The sequence below is a fragment of the Pseudomonas sp. TMW22090 genome (genome assembly GCF_022496665.1).
Classification (GTDB): Bacteria; Pseudomonadota; Gammaproteobacteria; order Pseudomonadales; family Pseudomonadaceae; genus Aquipseudomonas; species Aquipseudomonas gregormendelii.
Window position 1 is genome coordinate 158,340 of the sequence record NZ_SCFH01000005.1, and the last position, 18,575, is coordinate 176,914.

Genomic DNA, 18,575 nt, shown 5'->3' on the forward strand with positions numbered 1-18,575 from the left:
TCTCTATGGCTAACTTTGGAGGGTTAGCTATGGTTAGGTGCGAGGTTAGAATGTTGCAAGATACTGATTTATAAGGAGTTTAATTATTCAGTTTTTAACATCTATAGAGGTAAGGATGTAACTCTCTGCTAACCAAAAACTAACTTGAGGAGGTCGCCACAAAGCCACTCAGCACATGGCTTACAAAGCGACTAAAAAAAACTAACCTTCCTAACCTTTTTCCGATGGGTGACCATGAAAATTCGAAAACGTCTAGGGGGGAGTCCTACGCTTATCGTCCTTAACAATCCCTACTGTCCCTTCGCTGAAGCTATTCACTCGCAGATGCATTAAAGATCCAGCTCAGCGCCCCGAACCCTGAGCCACTCCTTGCGCTCCCGGTAGTCCGGCAGAACTTTGTCCACCTCGTTCCAGAACGCTTCCGAATGATCCCGGTGGTGCAGGTGGCACAATTCGTGGACGATGATGTAGTCGATGATCGTTAGCGGGGCCATCAGGCATTTCCAGTGGAAGTGCAGATTGCCGTTCTTAGTACACGATGCCCAGCGGTAGCCCAGGTCCTTGACCTGTATTGCACCTGCGGTTACACCAACCTTGGCTGCTAAGTACGCTACTCGTTTCTGGATGCGAGGCAGGCCCTTCGCCTGGTAAAAGGCTTTGAATACTTGATGGGCAGTGTCGTGATCACCACGTTCGACGATTTCGCGTAACAGACAGAACCTGCCGTCTTTCAGTTTGAGCGGTTCGTCCTGATGGGTAACCAATTGCAGTCGGTAGCAACTGCCAAGGTACAGGAACGTCTCGCCACTGACCCACTCCCGCGTGACGCGAGATGCATTGAGGTCGCGCCACTCGGCCAGGTTGCGGTAGATCCACATCCGCTTGCTAAGTACGGTCTCATCCACCTGCTCTGGGGTCATTCGCTTGGGTGCGCGAACGGTGATGATACCGTTTCGTTCGATCACAATATCCGTGGTCTGGCGGTCTGAGCCTGGCAACAATTGGTATTTAATATCGCGCACTTGGCGTAATTGCATCACACACCTTCCGACCGCGTCGCACTGATCAGAGCATCATGGCGGTTCTTGGCGAGCCTCATGATTTCGACAGCTACGCGTTCCCGGTTGAGCTTCAACTCTTCAATGCCCGTTTTAGCGATCTCGGTCTTCAGCAGGCCGCGTACGCGCTTTTGCTTGTCGGGGTTTTGCCAGAAGTCGATGCTGGCAATGGTTTCCTGCAAAATATCCACGGTGCTTTCCATCAGCGCCTTGAATGCGGGTTTTTCCGCATCATTGATGGAGCCCTTGGCAAAGCCTAGCTGAACGATGTACTCGTAAAAGGTCGTCGCTTCCTTGCTCATGCCGTCTTCGCCTTGCCGGCGGCCGGTCATGGCCTCTTGGCGCAATCCGGCCAGTTTCTCGGCCAGCAAATCCCACTCGTCGTGGTGTTTCTCGATCAGCGCATCGACCTTTTCCGACAGGCTTTTATAGAAGGCCGGATCTTCATCGTTGTGAACAGTGCAGTGCTTGCGGATGGCGTGCTCCATTTCGCTGGCCTTGGCTTCGCTGTTTTTGCCGGCGTGGGCCGCCAGCTTGTCGAGAAAATCCTCTGCCAGCAGTTCGACCGGGGGCACCTTGGGGTTGATGCCCAGGCTGATCAGATGTTGATTGATCAACGCCTTCACCTTCTCGCCGGCACTGCCCAAGTCCAGGCTCGTGTCTTTGTATCGCTCCTTGGTCACCTGAAGTATGTAGCCAAAGCGTTTGGCCGGCACACGGTAGGGCTGTGCGGATGCGTTCGGAAGGATGATGTCCAGACTCATCAGAAGTTTCTTCAGATACACCTCGAAGTCGGCCCGCTGTTTGTCGTCCTTCAGGGCCTTCACGGCTTCATGCACCACAGCAGCATCTGCGCTCAGGTCGGCCAACTCACCATTCACAAAAGCCTTGATGTTCTTCACACCCAGCGCCACAAAATGCTGCAACAGGCGCTGATAGCGCTCTTCCAGCACCGGCAATTCCGACGCAATGTTCTTCATCCCGTCGTGCAGTTCCTGCAACTCGTCGCTGGCCGCGTAGAGTGTCAATGCATCGGTCAGATGGTTGGCAAGGCCGATGTAATCCACGATGTAACCGCGCTGCTTGCCCTTTTTCACGCGATTGGTCCGGGCGATGGCCTGCAGCAGCGTGTGTTCGCGCAGCTTCTTATCGATGTACATCACCTGCTCGATGGGCGCATCAAAGCCCGTCAGGAGCATGTCGCACACGATCAGGAAGGCAATGCCGGTGTATTCCTTGTCGGGGTCACTCAGGTCAAAATTGCGGCAGAAGTTTTCCACCGCGTTCATGCGCTGCGCCTGCTTGCGCACTTGGGTGAAGTAGGCCGCCTCATTGGTGCCGTCCGACGACACCACCACGGCGGTCTTGAGAAAACGTAGGCGTTGAATCAGGCCGGCATCCGGTGAGGTGTTGGCTTCCTCGCGAGCCAGACGTTCTGCCAGCGCCGCCTCGATGCCACTCTGGTAGCGAATACACGCCAGCTTGGAATGGCATACCACCTGAGCTTTGAAACCATTGGGCAGGATGTTGTCGACGTAGTGGTCCACCATGTCGCGCGCAATCGCGTTGATACGGTTTTCGGCTTCCAATATGTCGCCAGTCGCACCGTACTTCTTCTTGATCGCCAGCAGTTCCTCTTCGCTTCTGTCGCGGAACAGGTCTTCAAAGGCATCATCGAAGGCGTGCTTTTCGTTCAGTGCGCTGTCGGCGGTTTTTCCTTCATAGAGGATTTGCAATGTGGCCCCGTCGTTCACCGCATGCATCAGCCGGTAGGTGTCGATGTATTCGCCAAAGCGCTTGTGGGTCTTCTTTTCGCCGTGCCGCTCGGTGATCAGCGGCGTGCCGGTGAAAGCGATTCGCGTGGCGTTGGGGAAGGCCCCGAACAGGTTTTCACCCAGGTCTGAGCTTTGCGTGCGGTGGGCTTCGTCGATCATCAGGATGATGCGATCCGACGTGTTGACCACCCCGAAGGTCTTGCCCGCTGGCATCGCTAGGTACGTGCCCAACGCTTCCGCCACGGTGTTGCTCAACGTCTGCTTGTGCTCCTGGAACTTGTGGATCATCACCATGCTGATATCCGAACTGTCCGTCGACAGATGCTGGCGCAAGCCCGCCCGGTTTTCGATCACATTCACCCGTCCACCAATCAGGGTGGCAGTGTCGCCCAATTGTTCTTCCAGATCCTGCCGGTCATTGACCAGCACGATCTTGTAATCTGCCAGGTCGCGGCTGGCGCGCAACATTCGCGCCAGAAACACCATGGTCAGCGACTTGCCCGACCCCTGCGTATGCCACACCACGCCACTGCGTTCGCAAGCCGTTTCGCCGGTGCGCAAACGTTCCACAATCTTGATGGCTGCGCGGAATTGCTGATAGCGGCACACCACCTTCATCCGTGAGCCGCTATCATTGTTCATGAATACCGAGCTGGTGCGCAGGATCTGAAGAAGGTTGGCCTTATTCAACATCCCAGCAATCAACTGCTGCTGGGCATTCAGTCCTTCTAGAGCGGAGTCGTCAGCAGGGTAGAGTGTCTTCCAGGCATAGAAATGCTCTTCGCCCGAGGTGATGGTGCCGTAGTCGGCTCCCAAGCCACAGCTCCGAACCACCATCAGACTGCTGTAGAACAGCCGGGGTTCGCCTTCCTTCAGTCCGGAGGCTTCAGTTTCCTTGCGGCGGCGCATGTAGCGCTGCAGTTGCACAAAGGATTCCTGCATCGGGTTGGCGCAGGTCTCCGAACCCTTCTTGCATTCCACCACCACCAGGGGGATGCCATTCACGAACAGCACGATGTCCGGAATGATGAAGGCTTTCACGCAGCCCGGGGTGTCGATGCGGAACTGGTTGATGGCGTGGAATTTGTTGTTTTCGGGGTTATGGAAATCTATCAGGCGCACTACCGGGTCGGCTTCGCCTGTGAGTTCATTCATCTCTACCTGCGCCTTAAACAGCATCGCCTGCACGGCCTCGTTGGCTTCAAGCAAAGTGCGATTGGGGTGTCGCAGCAACTGACTCCGCAGGTCTTCCAGTTGGCGGTCGGTCAGCCATTCACGGCCGTCGTCAGTGCGGTTGATGGCTCGCACGGCGCGATCAAATACCTCCGGTAACAGCCATTGACGGAAGTTAGGGCGTAGGCTGGGCGTGGCATCTTGCGGGACACCTGTGCCCTGGTCGATCACTGCCCAGCCCTCCTCTGCAAGCTGTTGCAAGAATGGGCGTTCGACCTCGGTGTATTCGCTCATGGTTACCGACTCCGTTCCTGCAGTCGTTGCCCCAAAGCAGTGAGCTTGTAGCGCTGCTTGCTGCTCCTAGGTTTGTCGGGCAAGGTCATTTCAACTACAGCGGCTGCCAGAGCGGGTTGCAAATAGCTCTTTCGGAAGTGCTCGTTGTCTTTGAGACCCAGGGCCTGCTGAAGCTCTTGGCGTGACAAGTCGCTGTTCAGCAAGGCGATGATTTTCAGGACTTCCGGGGTGACTTCCGGGGTGGCTTCCGGGGTGACTTCCGGGGTGACTTCCGGGGTGCGAAGCGTCAGTGTCACGCCATACGCGTCACTTTGCCACTCAGGCGGCGGCAAGCCCTGCTCGGCAAAAGCACGGCTGATCAACAGCCCTCCCCGCCCCAGTTTCTCCATCAGCCCCTGTAGATAAAACACATGCGCGATGTCTGGGTTGCGCAGGACGGAAATCTGCCCTTTCTCTAGGCCCGCTGGCGTCACCCCCTCGGGCAAAGTGCCCGAGTTCCAGATTTCTACCCGCTGGGGGAACACCTGCACCCTAATTCCACCCCGAAAATCAGCATAGTCACGGTGCGCAAAGGCATTCACGAGCGCTTCGCGCAGAGCCGCATCCGGGTAAGCGCCGCGATCTTCACGTACCAATGGGTCGGTCCCGAAATGGCTGCGGCTGGGTGTGTTGCGACGGATGAATGCAAATACCTCATCCAGCACCGAAACAAGCGGACCCTCGAAGTTCTTGAAGTCCCCATAGGTGTCGTCGGTCTTATCGGTAGAAAACGCCGCGCAGCGCACACGTACCTGAGGATGGCGCCTGGCCGGGTTACGTGTAAACAGCACGTCGCCGCCATTGGTCAGCCTCCCGTACTTTACCAAACCTACACGCTCAAGGACTTGCGCGGGGCTGTTCACGTCTTTACCCCATATTACACCGTGATGGCTGGTTTCGACCCGCTGGACGGTGCGCTTGATCTCACCTTCATCGAGATCGTCGTCGAGATCAGCATCCGAAAAGCGGCGCTCCCAGCGCTCAGGCTCTACCTGACGGCGAATGATCATATCGCGCAGCGTGGCCACGTCGGCACGGCGAGTCATCTCACCTTCGCGGATAAAGGCTTCGTCCCTATAGCTGTAGGGGATATCCTTGCCCGCAGGCACTTCAACCACCCACAATGTCTTGCCAGCTACCACTTGAGCTTCGAAGGACACCAGCGCCTTTGGCGTCAAGCCTTGCGCGACTTGCTGTTCAAGCTTATGCAAGGCGCTCTGGTCGTTATCGTCCTTCACCCCAATGGGCTCACCATTGTTGCCCAAGCCCAGAACCATGTAGCCACCGCCTGAATTTAGAAAGGCACATACCTGCTGCCCGACCATTAAGGCATCTGCTCTGGTCTTGAACTCAACGCTTTGGCCCTCACCCAATGCAAGCATGTGGGCCAGTTCTTCGGGTTTCATGACTGACCTCCGCGTGGTGTCTGTGCCGCAGCTACCACCGCAGCCGCATTGCTGAAGTTCTCATTCAAGAAGCGCTCGACTTCTTGCACGCGCGCGAACTGGGCTGAAGCAAACAGCAAGGCTTCTTCGTCAGAGCCAAACTCCTGCACCCAGTTGCCATGCCGCTCACCCATGGGGCGGGTGTCGAGAATGGCCTCTTCATACATGTCGATGACACGCAAGTCGCCTATGCTGCGTGCGGCGCTTTTCAAGTTGAGCTTTGCGCGCTCTGCGGCGGTCTTGTAGCCAAGATCACGCAAGAAACGGCGCGCAAATACCACATTTTGATGCGCCAGCAACCAACGTGGTTTCTTGCAGGCGATGGCCCGTTGCAGCTCTTGGTGGGTAATGGAAAGGGCGGTACCATCGCGTCCCGAGCCATATTCGGGCGTGATCAGGCCCAGGAATAGGTCGCAGGCATCTACCGCCGCTAGGCAATTCTCAAAGGCCGTCTGATCAGACCACACCGGTAGCGTACCTCGATGGGACATCCACACCTCGTAGCCGAAGGTCGTGAGCTCCATGTAAATTCGGTTCAGCAAGTCTTCGATGCCGTAGACCGTCGAAGACACTAGGATTATGGGGCGCTTAGGCATGGGCAACTTCCGTGCCTTCGATATTTACTGGCACCTTGCCGGTGAGCAAGTCATGCATCAAGCCTTGCTTTTGTTGCTTCAGTTTTGAAAGCTCATTCTGCAATGAAGATATGTGAGTGTCTGTTGCTTTCATTTTGGCAGCAATGTTTCTCTGTTCTTCCAAGTCAACTGGACAAGCGATCTTCATCTTTTTGAAATATGGCAGACCAATCGTTAGGATGGTGCTGCCCATCGCGATGTTCTCAAATACCCGCTTATTGAACTGCAGCCAGTAGTACAGGAAGTGGTTAACCATTTTTTGGTCACATTTCCAGCACATAAAATGCTGACTGACGGCCATGGATTCTGTGGTGATCGCGCTTTTTCCGACACCAGCATCACGAGATAAAACGACAACACCCGCCGGATGCAAAACTGCGGAGGAGTTCTGGATGCCTTTGTGGCTGATCTGAAATTCAGAGTCCGAAATGTAAAGTTGATCTAGGCGATGGGAATCGGCCAGCGAAACCCATTTGATCCCGCCATTCCAATACTCTGGGAAGTTTTTGTTTGGCGTATGGCCACTGCCACGCACAGCCAATTTATCGAGCAGTTCGTACTGCCACTCCCTCGGAATCCACCCAATCGCCGTTTCCTGATACAGCTCAGGAGCCTGTTCGCGCGGCGGGCGCAGTTGGCCGTTGGGCAGTACGCCACGGGTGAAAAGGTCGTGCATCACGCCGGTCTTGATCTGCTGGTATTTGGCGATCAGGGCCACGGTATTTTCGATGGCTGTGTCGATGCCGGAAAGAATTGCGGCAATTTTTTGCTGCTTCCCTAGCTTGAAAACGGGGATAGGAACCGTTTTCACGTCATCCGTCGAGACAGCGGAAAAGGTTGAACCTTGACTGCGACGATGAAGGTAAGCCGCGTTCAGTTCAACCGCGTGTTTGAGGAAAATCGTATTTGACATGCCGGCCTTGGCTTTAAACGCGCCCAAGCCTCGGCCAATGCAATAGTCCTGGTCTGCGTAGTTCATGGTGCCAACAGGCGCTCGGACACTGATCAGTACCGATCCAGCTTTTGCAACCCTCAACGGAGGTGAGCAGTAAACATCGGCCTGAGGGTGACGCGAACCGAACTCCCCGCATCCTTGGAGAAAAGACAGGCCCCGTTCTTCGGTATTGCACAAGTCAGCACCGGGCGATTGCCCCATCACGACATCGGCAAAGTGGGCTAAAGAGGCATAAACGACTTCACTCATACCCCAACTCCACTAGAAACTCCTGCAGCGCCTTCGCCGCCTTAACCCGCTCGCCTTCAATCTGCTTGGCTGTAACGGCGTACTTGCCCCACAGATTTTCAACGGCGCCAATGCAGGCGCGTTGATCTGCACGCAGGTATTGTCGGTAGCTCTCGAACAGCAGTTTGCCTAGGCGCTCGACGATGACTTGCTGTGCTTCATCCTTTTTGATCTTGAGGCGGGCCTGTTCCACCAGCTCGTCCTTTTTGGCCTCGGTGGACTTGATGGCGAGTTTCAGTGCTTTGGCTTCGTCTTCCAGCGATTTGTGCGTGGCCAGCCTGGCTTCGATACGTTCGGCAGTGGCCTTGGCTTGTTGGCCAGTTGCCAGGGCGACCTCGATCACTGAGGTGAAGGTGGATTTGTGCCCAACCGACGCCGCGAGGTCCAGCACGCGTTGGCCATTGCCGAACTGCGCCTCTTTGGCGGAGAAACCATCGCTGCAGTGATGGGCCTTGTCCGCGCCCTTGGGCAAGGCCCCGGCTACCTTAATCTCGGTGAACAGATCGCCCACCGCGCCCTTGAGCATTTTCAGTCGGGCCTTCCACTCGGCGTTGGCTTCCTTGAGTTCGTCCTTGAGGTTTTTGACCTCATCGGCAGGCAGCACGCCGGTGTCGTCGGTGTCCTCAAAGTCTTCTTCACTGGCGGCAGAGAACAGAGCTTGCAGTTGGGCCAGGCGAGCGTGTTGCTGCTCCAGTTCGGCGAGCACCTCGGGGAACTGACTTTGCAGTATGTCTTCGTCCGGAATGAGCTCCGGGCCCCAGCCGCTAGCCGCGATGGATTTGAAGTCGGACACCAGCCCTTTGTAGTAGTTGGCGAAGGCTCCACGCACCTGATAGCGGTTAAGCAGGTGCTGGCCTGCAAAGGTGCGCTCGATGCTGTCCAGCAGTGTGGCGCGTACGGCGTAGACATTCCTGTTGGTGGCGTGCTGGTTGTCTGCATCTGGCGCCAGCGCCTCGACTACGGGCAAATGCTGCTGCCACCAGTCGGCCAGATCGGTCATGAACTCGGCGTGCCGCTGGGTCACGCTGGCGTGGCAGTTAATGTGCAGGGCAATGTCGCGCTTGTCGCCCAGCGCGGTAGCGAAATCGGCGTACCAGATGCCGTGATCGGTCGCAGCACGCGGCATGAAGAGGCTTTCGCGCAGATCCGCGTAGTTCTGCCAGAAGTGGCCCAGGGCATCGATCTCGCTGACCGGCACGCCACCGTGCAAATGGGCACGCACATCGTGCGGCTCAGGCGGCGGAGCGTTGTCCACATAGCGGCGGATGTTGCAGTTGTAGTCTTCGTCCTTGATGTTGGCCACCGGCACGCGCTTGGCGTAGCCATCGACATTCTGGCCCGCTCGGTAGGCGTGCACGATCTTGTCGATATCTTCCGGCCGCAGGTGGTTCTGTGCCTTGCCTTCGCGGTATTCACGGTCCGCATTGATGAACATCACGTGGTCGCGTTGGGCAGCGCCATCCTTGTTCAAGACCAGGATGCAGGCCGGGATGCCAGTGCCGTAGAACAGGTTGCTGGGCAAGCCGATGACGGCTTCTAGGTAACCCCGGTCGATGAAGTACTTGCGAGCCTCACGCTCCTCACCGCCCCGGAACAGCACACCATGCGGCATGACGGTGGCCATGCGGCCATTGCTTTTGAGCACGGCCAGCATGTGCTGCACGAACATGAGATCGGCCTTCTTGCCCTTTTCCGGCATCCAGACGTGGAAGCGGCCGGGGTAGGCGATGGGCTCTTTCTTCTTGGTGCCGCTGCCATCGTCCTTGGATTTGGTCTTGGCGTAGTTCTGGCTGAATGGCGGATTGGCGACTACGCGGTCAAAGCGGCGCAGCTCGTTGTTTTCTTCCTTGTGTTGAGGGTCAGCCAGGGTGTCTGCATTGCGGATGTCGGCGTGGGAAATGCCGTGAAGCAGCATGTTCATCTTGCAGATGGACCAAGTGGTGCCCATCTTTTCCTGGCCATTGAGCGACAACTCGCTCGGATTGCCGCCACATTCACGCAGGTAATCACGTGCTTGGATCAACATGCCGCCCGACCCCACAGTTGGGTCGTACACGCTCATGTCTTCCTTGGGATCGCAAATCTCGACGCAGATGCGCACCACTTCGGCCGGGGTGTAGAACTCGCCGGCCTTCTTGCCCGCCGAGTCGGCGAAGTGCTTGATCAGCCATTCGTAAGCGGCACCGAGCAGATCCGGAAACTCGAAATCGTCGTCGTGCAGCGGGATCTTCTCGAAATTCTGGATGAAGTCGACCAAGGTGTCGTCATCCAGTGTGTTCTGGCCAATCCTACGGTTGAAGTTAATCGTGCCCTTGAGCACGTCCTGCAGGGCGTCGGCATTTTCTTCTTCCAGGGCTTCCAGTGCCTTGTTGAGCGTGGAGCCGACGTTCTCCTTAACGTGCTTCAGCGCAGGCTGCGGGTTGCCTGCATCATCGACCCATGGGTCGTTCCAGCGTGCGCGCTGGGGCACGTAGAAATACTTCCCCGAATACTGATCCGGGTCCTCCAGATTGAGGGCGATGTCGGCATTCGACAAGCCAGCGGCCTTGCCTTCATTAGTGATCTCTTCGCGACGCTGGTCGAACAGATCACTGGCACGCTTAAGGAACAGCATGCCGAAGATGTATTCCTTGTATTCGCTGGCATCCATGTTGCCGCGCAGATCGTCACAGGCGGTGAGCAGCAGGCTTTCAAGCCGGGCAAGTGTCAGTTTGGAGCTAGCCATGGGAGGTCTGGGTCCTATTTACGAAAGTTGCCGCGAACCCGTCCTGAGCAGCGGAGCACTGAATGAGGCGCCCGCGAGAAGGCTCTATGGGACGCCGCCTAAAGAAAGGCAGGATGATGCCTTTTCGGGTACGGCCTGTCTTGCAAAAAGTGCCGCACCAGTTCCAGTCGGCGAGCTGCACTTGCACAATTTGTTGCAGTCAGGCGGCAACGTTGTTCAGCAGTAGGGCAGACCACGGTGCTTAGTTTGGTTCTGAAAAGGCCCGCTGGCATTGATGTGGATCTTGCCACGGACCGGGCCGAACGCGTTGTATTGAGAGGGCGGCTATGCAGAAAAAAACGACACATATAGCCCGCAGGTGTGGTGGGGGACGACGGCGCGCGCCAGGTGCTGCTGGCCCCTTCAAAAGACCGCTGAAGCCCCTGAAAAAGAAAGAGAGCTTTGGGAAATACTCGACGTCAGCCGGTTTGAACAAAGTGTTGCTAGGGCGGGAGTCGAAGCTGATGAGGTATTACGGCTTCTGGCTAACAAAACACTTAGTGTTAATGGACGGTTGGCAGGGAAAGCGGCGACTTTCTGGACTCGTACGCGCGCGAGGCTTCCCGCCAAGGAAATGCCCCAATCAAGACCCTGATTTATGGTCTGCGTTAGCCCGGTGTTAGCCCGTGCCAGAAACAATAAAGGCCCGCATCGCTGCGAGCCTTTATTTATATGGTGCCGGCACCAGGAGTCGAACCCGGGACCTACTGATTACAAGTCAGTTGCTCTACCAACTGAGCTATACCGGCGTGTTGGGCGACGATTATAGCGATTGGAATGGTTCTGTAAACCCCTGAATTCAGACTATTTTTGCGCGGGCCTCGGGTCAGGCGCGGCGCAGTGCTGTTCGGAGTTTGTGCAGGGCTTTCCAGGTGCGGCTGTTTTGGATGGCGTGCAGTTGCGCTTCGGCCTGTTCGGCGCGTTGTAGAGCGGCGGCGAGGTGTTGGTCGGCGTCGCTGAGGGGGTGGCTGAATGTGTGGCCGCGGCAGAGCTGGAAGTTGTCCAGGTTGCAGGGCGGGATGTCGAAGGCGGGTTTGAGGTTCAGGTGTTCTTCGGCGAGGTAGTAGGTATTGAGGCCGTCGAACAGGATGGAGTGGTAGCCGGCGTCGGTGAGCAGGGTTTCCCAGGTCTGGTTGCGCTCCCATGGGGTCTCGATGAGGATGATCCACGGGCGCCACTGGCTGAAGTCCATGCCGCGCAGCACGGTTTCTTCGTGGCCTTCGACGTCGATTTTCAGGAAGTGGATGGGCTTGCTTTGGGCATGCTGCTCGCAGATGGAGGTCAGGGTGCGCGATTGCACGGTGTGGCTGCGCACGTCCATGCCGGCGTCTTTACGCTGTTGCGCGACGCTGGGTTCAAGTGTCGACAGGCCGGTGTCGGCGATGCTGTAGAACGTCAGGTCCTGGGCGTTTTCGCCGGCGACGCATTGCAGGTTGGTGTCTTTGGGGCGTTGTTCGCACAGGGCCTGATGGTAATTGGCGACGGGCTCGACGTTGATGCCGGTCCAGCCGTGGTCATAAAACGCCTTGGTGACGGAGTCGTGGACGGGATCGTTGGCGCCAATGTCGATGTAAAAGCCGTTTTCGACGGTTCTGAGGGCGCGCCACAGGCGGATGTCTTCGAAGTTCTGTGCGTAGGAAATGAACGTCACGAGTCGAGTCCTGTGTTTTGTTTTTATTGTTAACGGCCGCAGTGGCGGCGCTTGTTTGCCTGTATAGCAAGGGTCGCGGTCGGGGTGCAAATGCCTGCGGGCGTGGTCCCGTATTCGGCGGTTATGTCCTTTTCGCGAATTGCTTATGCACAACGGGCGTGATGGCCGTTACTGTTCATTACCGATTTTGTGGACCCGTTCTCATTAGTCCGCAAATGCCTGTTTTTATGGTTTTTTATCCATGTGTACGAAAAATGAACACAGGTGTTTCAGGGAGGAAACAGCTGTATACATTGGATCCAGGATAATTCCATCAACAGAGTTATCCACAGGCTGGGTGCTTCAGCAGCGCTCACCCAGGATCAGCAGATTACGCGGAGTGAGGGGGCTTTCGCAGAAGGTTCCGAGGCGAACGGTGTAACCCTGCTCGGAGAGGAAAATGGCCCTGTCGAGCACCAGCCAAAGCTCCAGCGGACGCCGGAACAGCCCGCGCAGCAGCTCGAGGTTGCGCACCTGTGCCAGGCGTTGCCAGCCGGCGGCTTCCAGGGCGGGCCAGTTTTGCGGCCCGATTGTGGATAAGTCCTTGAGCGCGGCCAGGTGATGGCAGTATTCGGCGAAGGGTTTATCCAGCCAGGCGCTGGGAAGTGAAGGCGTGGGCAGGTATTGATCGACTCCGCGCAATTGCCTTTGCAGCAGGTCGAAGCCCAGGCGGCGCGCCATGGAAGTGTCGCGTTGATGGCGGACCCGGGCGCCGGCGGTGACGGTTTCACTGGCAGGCAGCGCCAGGTCATCCAGGGACAGCTGCAGGGTGGATTGCTGGCCCGGTGAGGAAAGCGCCTGATGGGCTGTGAGACTGATCCGGTTGTAGCAGCAGGGTGCGACAGCCAGCTGCTTGCAGCCTGCGGCGCTGGCGAGCTGGATCAGCCTGACGTGCAGGTCTCCGCAAGCGTGCAGCGCGACCGGGGTATGCTCGCCATTCAGCAGGCGGGCAGCTTCGGCGGCGAGCACATCCTGTTCAACATGCAGGGCGTGCAGGTGGTGGCGCTGGCTGAGTGCCTGGCCGCTGGCGACCAGTGCGGGGTCGTATTCCAGGCAGGTGAGTTGCTGGCCGGCCTGCAATAGGCGTCGGCCCAGGTGTCCTTTGCCGGCACACCAGTCGAGCCAGTGTTTTGCCGGCTGGGTGAATTCCAGGCGGCTGGCGAACGCTTCGATCTGCTGCCATTTGCGCCCCGGCACATCGACATTCAGGCGGTGCCCGGCTTCCTCCAGCGCATGGGCCGGTAATTGGCCGATGGCGCTGAGTTGCAGCGACTGCGCGGCCAGGGAAGCGAAGGGCTCGGGCGCGTCCAGCAGGGCGGGGTGGTTGTGGGCGAGTTCAGCCTCTTCCAGTGAGCGGCCACGCAGCCACTGCGCCAGCTCGGGGCAGGACGCTTCCCAGGGAAGTTGCAGATGGGTGAACGGTCGCGGTTTCCACAGCGCTTGATGCTCGATCAGAAAAGCATCCAGCGCGGCGAAGCGGGCGAGCAGGGCCTCGCCCGTCAGCACGTGCCCCTCAACGCCCTTGGCAGGCATCGACGCGCAGCCAGCGCTCCAGCAGCTTGAAGCCGCGCACCAGAACGAAGGCCATCAGCAGGTAGAACATGCCTGCCGCGAAGAAGATCTCCACCGGCAGGTAGGTCCGGGCAATGATGGTGCGGGCCATGCCGGTCAGTTCGAGCAAGGTCACGGTGCTGGCCAGGGCGCTGGCCTTGAGCATCAGGATGACTTCGTTGCTGTAGGCCGGCAGGCCGATGCGCGCGGCGCGGGGCAGGATGATGTAGAACATGGCCTTGGCCCGGGACATGCCCAGCGCCCGGGCCGCTTCGATTTCGCCCTTGGGAATCGCCTGGATCGAACCGCGCAGGATTTCCGCGATGTAGGCGGCGGTGTGCAGGGTCATGGTCGCGGTGGCGCACCAGAACGGATCGCGCAGGTAGGGCCACATCGAGCTGTTACGCACCGCATCGAACTGCGCCAGGCCGTAATAGACCAGGAACAGCTGGACCAGCAGCGGCGTGCCACGGAAAAAGAAGATGTAGGCGTAGGGGAATGCGCGCACGTACCACAGGCGCGATGAACGGGCGATGCCCAGCGGAATGGCCAGCAACAACCCGGCGATCACGGCGATGGCCACCAGCTCCAGCGTCAGGGTTGCGCCCTGGGCGAGCTTCGGCAGCCACTTGATGATGACTTCCCAGTTCATTGGGTGCTCCTTGCGAACCCGCGACCGGCGCGTTTTTCCATGAAGTGCATGCCAATCATGGCGAGAATCGTCAGGCCCAGGTACATGAACGCGGCCACCATATAGAAGGTGAACGGTTGCTTGGAGACGGTGACGCCGATTTGCGCATGACGCATGATTTCTTCCAGGCCGATCACGGACACCAGCGCCGTGTCCTTCATCAGGATCATGAACAGGTTGCCAAGGCCCGGCAGGGCGATGCGCCACATCTGCGGCATGATCAGCTTGGTGAAGATGCGAAATTTAGACAGGCCCAGGGCCACGCCCGCTTCACGGTGGCCTTTGGGGATGGCCAGGATCGCGCCGCGGAACACTTCCGTGGCGTAGGCGCCGAAGCACAGGCCAAGGGCAATCACGCCAGCGGCGAAGGCGTTGAGTTCCAGGTCGGGGTTGCCGAAGAACTCGCCCAGTTCGCGCATCAGGTTGACCGTACCGAAGTAGATCAACAGCACCCAGAGCAATTCCGGGATGCCACGCACCAGGGTCGAATAAGTGCCGCCAAGCCATTGCAACGGCTTGTACGGGGAAGTCTTGGCCAAGGCGCCGAGCAGACCGAGCACCAGCCCCAGGCACAGGGCCGAGAGTGCCAGTTTCACAGTCATCAGCGCGCCAGCGGCGAGCGCCGGGCCGAATCCGTAGAGATCGATAGTCATGGATTTCTTTTCAAATCGCGGCAGGCAATGCCAGGGGCGGGCGCCGTCAGCGAACGGCGCCTGCCAGGCAAGTCAGAATCAATAGATGCTGAAAGGGAAGTACTTGTCGTTGATCTTCTTGTAGGTGCCGTCGGCAACGATCTCTTTCAGTGCGGCGTTCAGCTTCTCGCGGACCGGGTCGCCTTTACGTACAGCGATACCGATCTTGTCGCTTTCTTCCACCGGGTCACCCTTGAACTCGTAAGAACGGCCGGCGTCGCTTTTGAGCCACTCGTAGTTGACGTATTTGTCCGCCAGGATGCCGTCCAGACGACCGGAGGTCAGGTCCAGGTAGGCGTTTTCCTGGGTGTCGTAGAGTTTGACTTCAACGCCTTCCATGTTGTCTTCCATCCAGGTGCCGGCGAGGGTCGCACGTTGTGCGCCGATCACTTTGCCTTGCAGGGAAGCCTTGTCGGTCTTGAAGTCTTTGTCTTTCGGGGCGATGAATTGCAGCTTGTTGCTGTAGTACGGGTCGGTGAAGTCCACCGCCTGCTTGCGCTCGTCGGTGATCGACATCGAGGAGATCAGGAAATCGAATTTCTTGGCGTTCAGGGCCGGAATGATCCCGTCCCAGTCGGAGGTCACCACGGTGCACTCGACTTTCATCTTGGCGCACAGGGCGTCGCCGATTTCCTTGTCGAAGCCGACGACATTACCGCTGGCATCCTTGTTGTTGAACGGCGGGTAGGCCGCTTCGATGCCCATCTTCAAGGTTTCGGCCATGGCACCAGCGCTGAACGCCAGGGTGACGGCGGCAGCCAGGAAGACCTTTTTGTAGTTCTGCATGCTGTAGCTCCGTTAGCGGTTGCTGGACATGAATTGTTTGCAGCGCGCCGAAAGCGGGTTTTCGAACACCTGCTGTGGCGATCCTTGCTCTTCTACCAGGCCTTGGTGAAGGAACACCACTTCGCTGGACACCTGGCGGGCAAAGCCCATTTCGTGGGTGACCAGCAGCATGGTACGGCCTTCCTCGGCCAATGCGCGGATGACATTAAGTACTTCCTGGACCATTTCCGGGTCAAGGGCGGAGGTGGGTTCGTCGAACAGAATCACCTTGGGCTGCATGGCCAGCGTGCGGGCGATGGCCGCGCGTTGCTGCTGGCCGCCGGACAGTTCGGCGGGGTAGGCGTGGCGCTTGTCCGCGATGCCGACCTTGGCCAGCAAGGCTTCGGCGACTTCGATGGCTTCGGCCTTGCTTTGCCCGAGCACCCGGCGCGGCGCTTCGATGATGTTGTCGAGCACGCTCATGTGCGGCCATAGATTAAAGTTTTGAAACACAAAACCAATCTCGCTGCGCAGGCGATTGATCTGCTTGCCATCGGCAGCGACCAGTTCGCCGTTCTTGGCGGCCTTGAGCTTGAGTTCTTCACCGGCCACCAGGATCTGGCCCTGGTGCGGGTTTTCCAGCAGGTTGATGCAACGAAGGAACGTGGACTTGCCGGAACCGGAGGAGCCCAGGATCGAGATCACATCGCCGTCGCGGGCGGTCAGCGAGATGCCTTTGAGCACCTCCAGCGAACCGTAGCGTTTGTGCAGGTTGCGGATTTCAAGCGCGGGCGTGGCCTCAGCCATGTGCGTTCCTCATAGTGTGTTGCTCCTGCTGTTGGCGGCCTTCCTGGCGAGGCGGCCAAGCTAGCATAGCGTCTGAATGGCAGCCAACAGCGCTACGGGCAGTAAACGGATGTCATGTGGCAGGTTGTCGCATCGTCACAGCAGACTGTCGCGCTGCTATCAAACGAACAGGTGTTTGAACCTGCCCGGCGATTAAAAAACGACGTCCTGCCGTAAAAAAAGGCGCGATGTTGCCAGCTTTGCCGGGGGGTTGGAAGCGTTAACCGGACAAACGTTCCTGATCTGCACTTTTATTGTGCGACGGGCATTTTTTGTTGTGTTTCTGGTGCGGCAAATCGTCCTGAAAGTGAGTCGCAGGGTAACGCTCTGGCAAATTGCCATTAATCTCAAGCACTTGCGATGACTGTCCGGTCAAGCTGAGAGCCCCGTGACTGGGGAGTTTGTAACATTTTGGCGCAATTATTGCGTGCAGAATAAGGAACGCCCCGTTGGTTTCTTTTTACGAGAGAGAACAAACGGCGAGCTCAATGCTTTCGCTTTTCCTTACAAAGGTAGTTTCAATGAGCAGTACCCCAAGTTCCAATGGCCTCGAACAGGGGCTCAAACCGCGTCATGTGACCATGCTGTCGATCGCCGGGGTTATCGGTGCCGGGCTGTTCGTCGGTTCCGGTCATGCCATTGCTGCAGCAGGCCCGGCCGTGCTGCTGGCCTACGCCGCCGCCGGTACCCTGGTGGTACTGGTGATGCGCATGCTGGGTGAGATGGCGGTTGCTTCACCGGACACCGGTTCATTTTCGACCTATGCCGATCGGGCGATCGGTCATTGGGCCGGCTTCACCATCGGCTGGCTGTACTGGTGGTTCTGGGTGCTGGTGATACCGCTGGAAGCCAACGCCGCCGCGACCATCCTGCACGCCTGGTTCCCGAATATAGCGATCTGGGCGTTTACGCTGATCATCACGCTGTTGCTGACAGCGACCAACCTGTTCAGTGTGAAGAATTACGGTGAGTTCGAATTCTGGTTCGCGCTGATCAAGGTCATTGCGATTGTCGGTTTCGTGGTGCTCGGGATCCTGGCGATTTTCGGCTTCCTGCCGACCAGTCAGGTCAGTGGGGTGTCCCACCTGTTCGACACCCAGGGCTTCATGCCTAACGGTATGGGCGCAGTACTGGCGGCTATTCTGACCACCATGTTCTCCTTCATGGGCACCGAGATCGTGACCATTGCCGCCGCAGAATCGAAGAACCCGGGCCAGCAAATCTCCAAGGCCACCAATTCGGTGATCTGGCGGATCGGCTTGTTCTACCTGGTGTCGATCTTCATCGTGGTATCCCTGGTGCCATGGAACGATCCAGTCCTGGCCAGCGTGGGTTCCTACCAGACCGTCCTTGAGCGCATGGGCATTCCAAACGCCAAGATGATCGTCGATATCGTGGTCCTGGTTGCGGTGACCAGCTGCCTGAACTCGGCGCTGTACACCGCCTCGCGCATGATGTTCTCCCTGGGCAAGCGTGGCGATGCGCCGGCGGTGTCCAAGCGCACCAACGGCAGCGGCACGCCATACTGGGCCGTGATGCTGTCGACGGCTGCTGCGTTCCTCGCGGTATTCGCCAACTACGTAGCGCCTGCTGCGGTATTCGAATTCCTGCTGGCCAGCTCCGGTGCAATCGCCTTGCTGGTGTACCTGGTCATCGCGGTGTCGCAACTGCGCATGCGCAAGCAGCGCGCCATCGCCGGCGAGAAAATCGCCTTCCGCATGTGGCTGTTCCCGGGTCTGACCTACGCGGTCATCGTGTTCATCGTTGGCGTGCTGACGATCATGCTGTTCCAGGAAGCCCATCGCGTGGAGATCCTCGCGACCGGCTTGCTCAGCGTGCTGGTGGTGGCCGCCGGGCTGTTCGTGGCGCGCCGTCGCAAGCAGCAGAAGCTGGGTGCGGCAGTGCTGAACTGAT

Annotated in this window: 13 protein-coding genes and 1 tRNA gene; 1 reads left to right on the top strand and 13 read right to left on the bottom strand. The window is 58.0% G+C overall.

Annotation, left to right across the window (positions count from 1 at the left end; all coding sequences use genetic code 11):
• Positions 1-329 precede the first annotated feature (329 nt).
• From EQV97_RS15850 to EQV97_RS15910, 13 genes are all read right to left on the bottom strand, one after another.
• Positions 330-1,037: a SprT family zinc-dependent metalloprotease gene (locus tag EQV97_RS15850; RefSeq protein ID WP_240889239.1), complete on the bottom strand. Its 708-nt coding sequence runs from the start codon at positions 1,035-1,037 to the stop codon at positions 330-332.
• Complete coding sequence (locus EQV97_RS15855; protein WP_240889240.1) at positions 1,037-4,300, bottom strand: HsdR family type I site-specific deoxyribonuclease; 3,264 nt, start codon at positions 4,298-4,300, stop codon at positions 1,037-1,039. Before EQV97_RS15855 ends, EQV97_RS15850 begins: the two co-directional genes overlap by 1 nt.
• A 2-nt stretch (positions 4,301-4,302) precedes the next feature.
• A complete protein-coding gene (locus tag EQV97_RS15860) occupies positions 4,303-5,745 on the bottom strand; it encodes a Fic family protein (protein ID WP_240889241.1) in 1,443 nt (480 codons plus the stop codon).
• Positions 5,742-6,380, bottom strand: coding sequence for a DUF4062 domain-containing protein (locus EQV97_RS15865; protein ID WP_240889242.1), 639 nt, complete (start codon positions 6,378-6,380; stop codon positions 5,742-5,744). Before EQV97_RS15865 ends, EQV97_RS15860 begins: the two co-directional genes overlap by 4 nt.
• Positions 6,373-7,623, bottom strand: a complete 1,251-nt coding sequence (locus EQV97_RS15870; RefSeq protein WP_240889243.1) for a restriction endonuclease subunit S — start codon at positions 7,621-7,623, stop codon at positions 6,373-6,375. Before EQV97_RS15870 ends, EQV97_RS15865 begins: the two co-directional genes overlap by 8 nt.
• The gene (locus EQV97_RS15875) at positions 7,616-10,387 is read right to left on the bottom strand and encodes a class I SAM-dependent DNA methyltransferase (RefSeq protein WP_240889244.1); all 2,772 of its coding nucleotides are present in this window, start codon (positions 10,385-10,387) and stop codon (positions 7,616-7,618) included. Before EQV97_RS15875 ends, EQV97_RS15870 begins: the two co-directional genes overlap by 8 nt.
• Before the next feature lie 712 nt (positions 10,388-11,099).
• Positions 11,100-11,175: transfer RNA gene (locus EQV97_RS15880), tRNA-Thr, on the bottom strand.
• Positions 11,176-11,252: 77 nt separating this feature from the next.
• The gene (locus tag EQV97_RS15885) at positions 11,253-12,077 is read right to left on the bottom strand and encodes an FkbM family methyltransferase (RefSeq protein ID WP_240889245.1); all 825 of its coding nucleotides are present in this window, start codon (positions 12,075-12,077) and stop codon (positions 11,253-11,255) included.
• Between the two features lie 342 nt (positions 12,078-12,419).
• Complete coding sequence (locus EQV97_RS15890) at positions 12,420-13,649, bottom strand: methyltransferase (RefSeq protein WP_240889246.1); 1,230 nt, start codon at positions 13,647-13,649, stop codon at positions 12,420-12,422.
• Positions 13,630-14,319, bottom strand: coding sequence for an ABC transporter permease (locus EQV97_RS15895; RefSeq protein ID WP_122841425.1), 690 nt, complete (start codon positions 14,317-14,319; stop codon positions 13,630-13,632). The genes EQV97_RS15890 and EQV97_RS15895 overlap by 20 nt, the downstream gene beginning before the upstream one ends.
• Entirely contained in the window at positions 14,316-15,011 is a 696-nt protein-coding gene (locus EQV97_RS15900) for an ABC transporter permease (protein ID WP_045062020.1), read from the bottom strand. Before EQV97_RS15900 ends, EQV97_RS15895 begins: the two co-directional genes overlap by 4 nt.
• Before the next feature lie 78 nt (positions 15,012-15,089).
• Entirely contained in the window at positions 15,090-15,836 is a 747-nt protein-coding gene (locus EQV97_RS15905) for an ABC transporter substrate-binding protein (RefSeq protein ID WP_045062019.1), read from the bottom strand.
• Positions 15,837-15,848: 12 nt separating this feature from the next.
• The gene (locus EQV97_RS15910; RefSeq protein WP_045062018.1) at positions 15,849-16,622 is read right to left on the bottom strand and encodes an ABC transporter ATP-binding protein; all 774 of its coding nucleotides are present in this window, start codon (positions 16,620-16,622) and stop codon (positions 15,849-15,851) included.
• A 560-nt stretch (positions 16,623-17,182) separates the two neighbouring features.
• On the opposite strand from EQV97_RS15910, the gene gabP reads away from it, so the two are divergent.
• Positions 17,183-18,574: a GABA permease gene (gene gabP / locus EQV97_RS15915; protein ID WP_045062017.1), complete on the top strand. Its 1,392-nt coding sequence runs from the start codon at positions 17,183-17,185 to the stop codon at positions 18,572-18,574.
• Position 18,575: the final 1 nt, after the last annotated feature.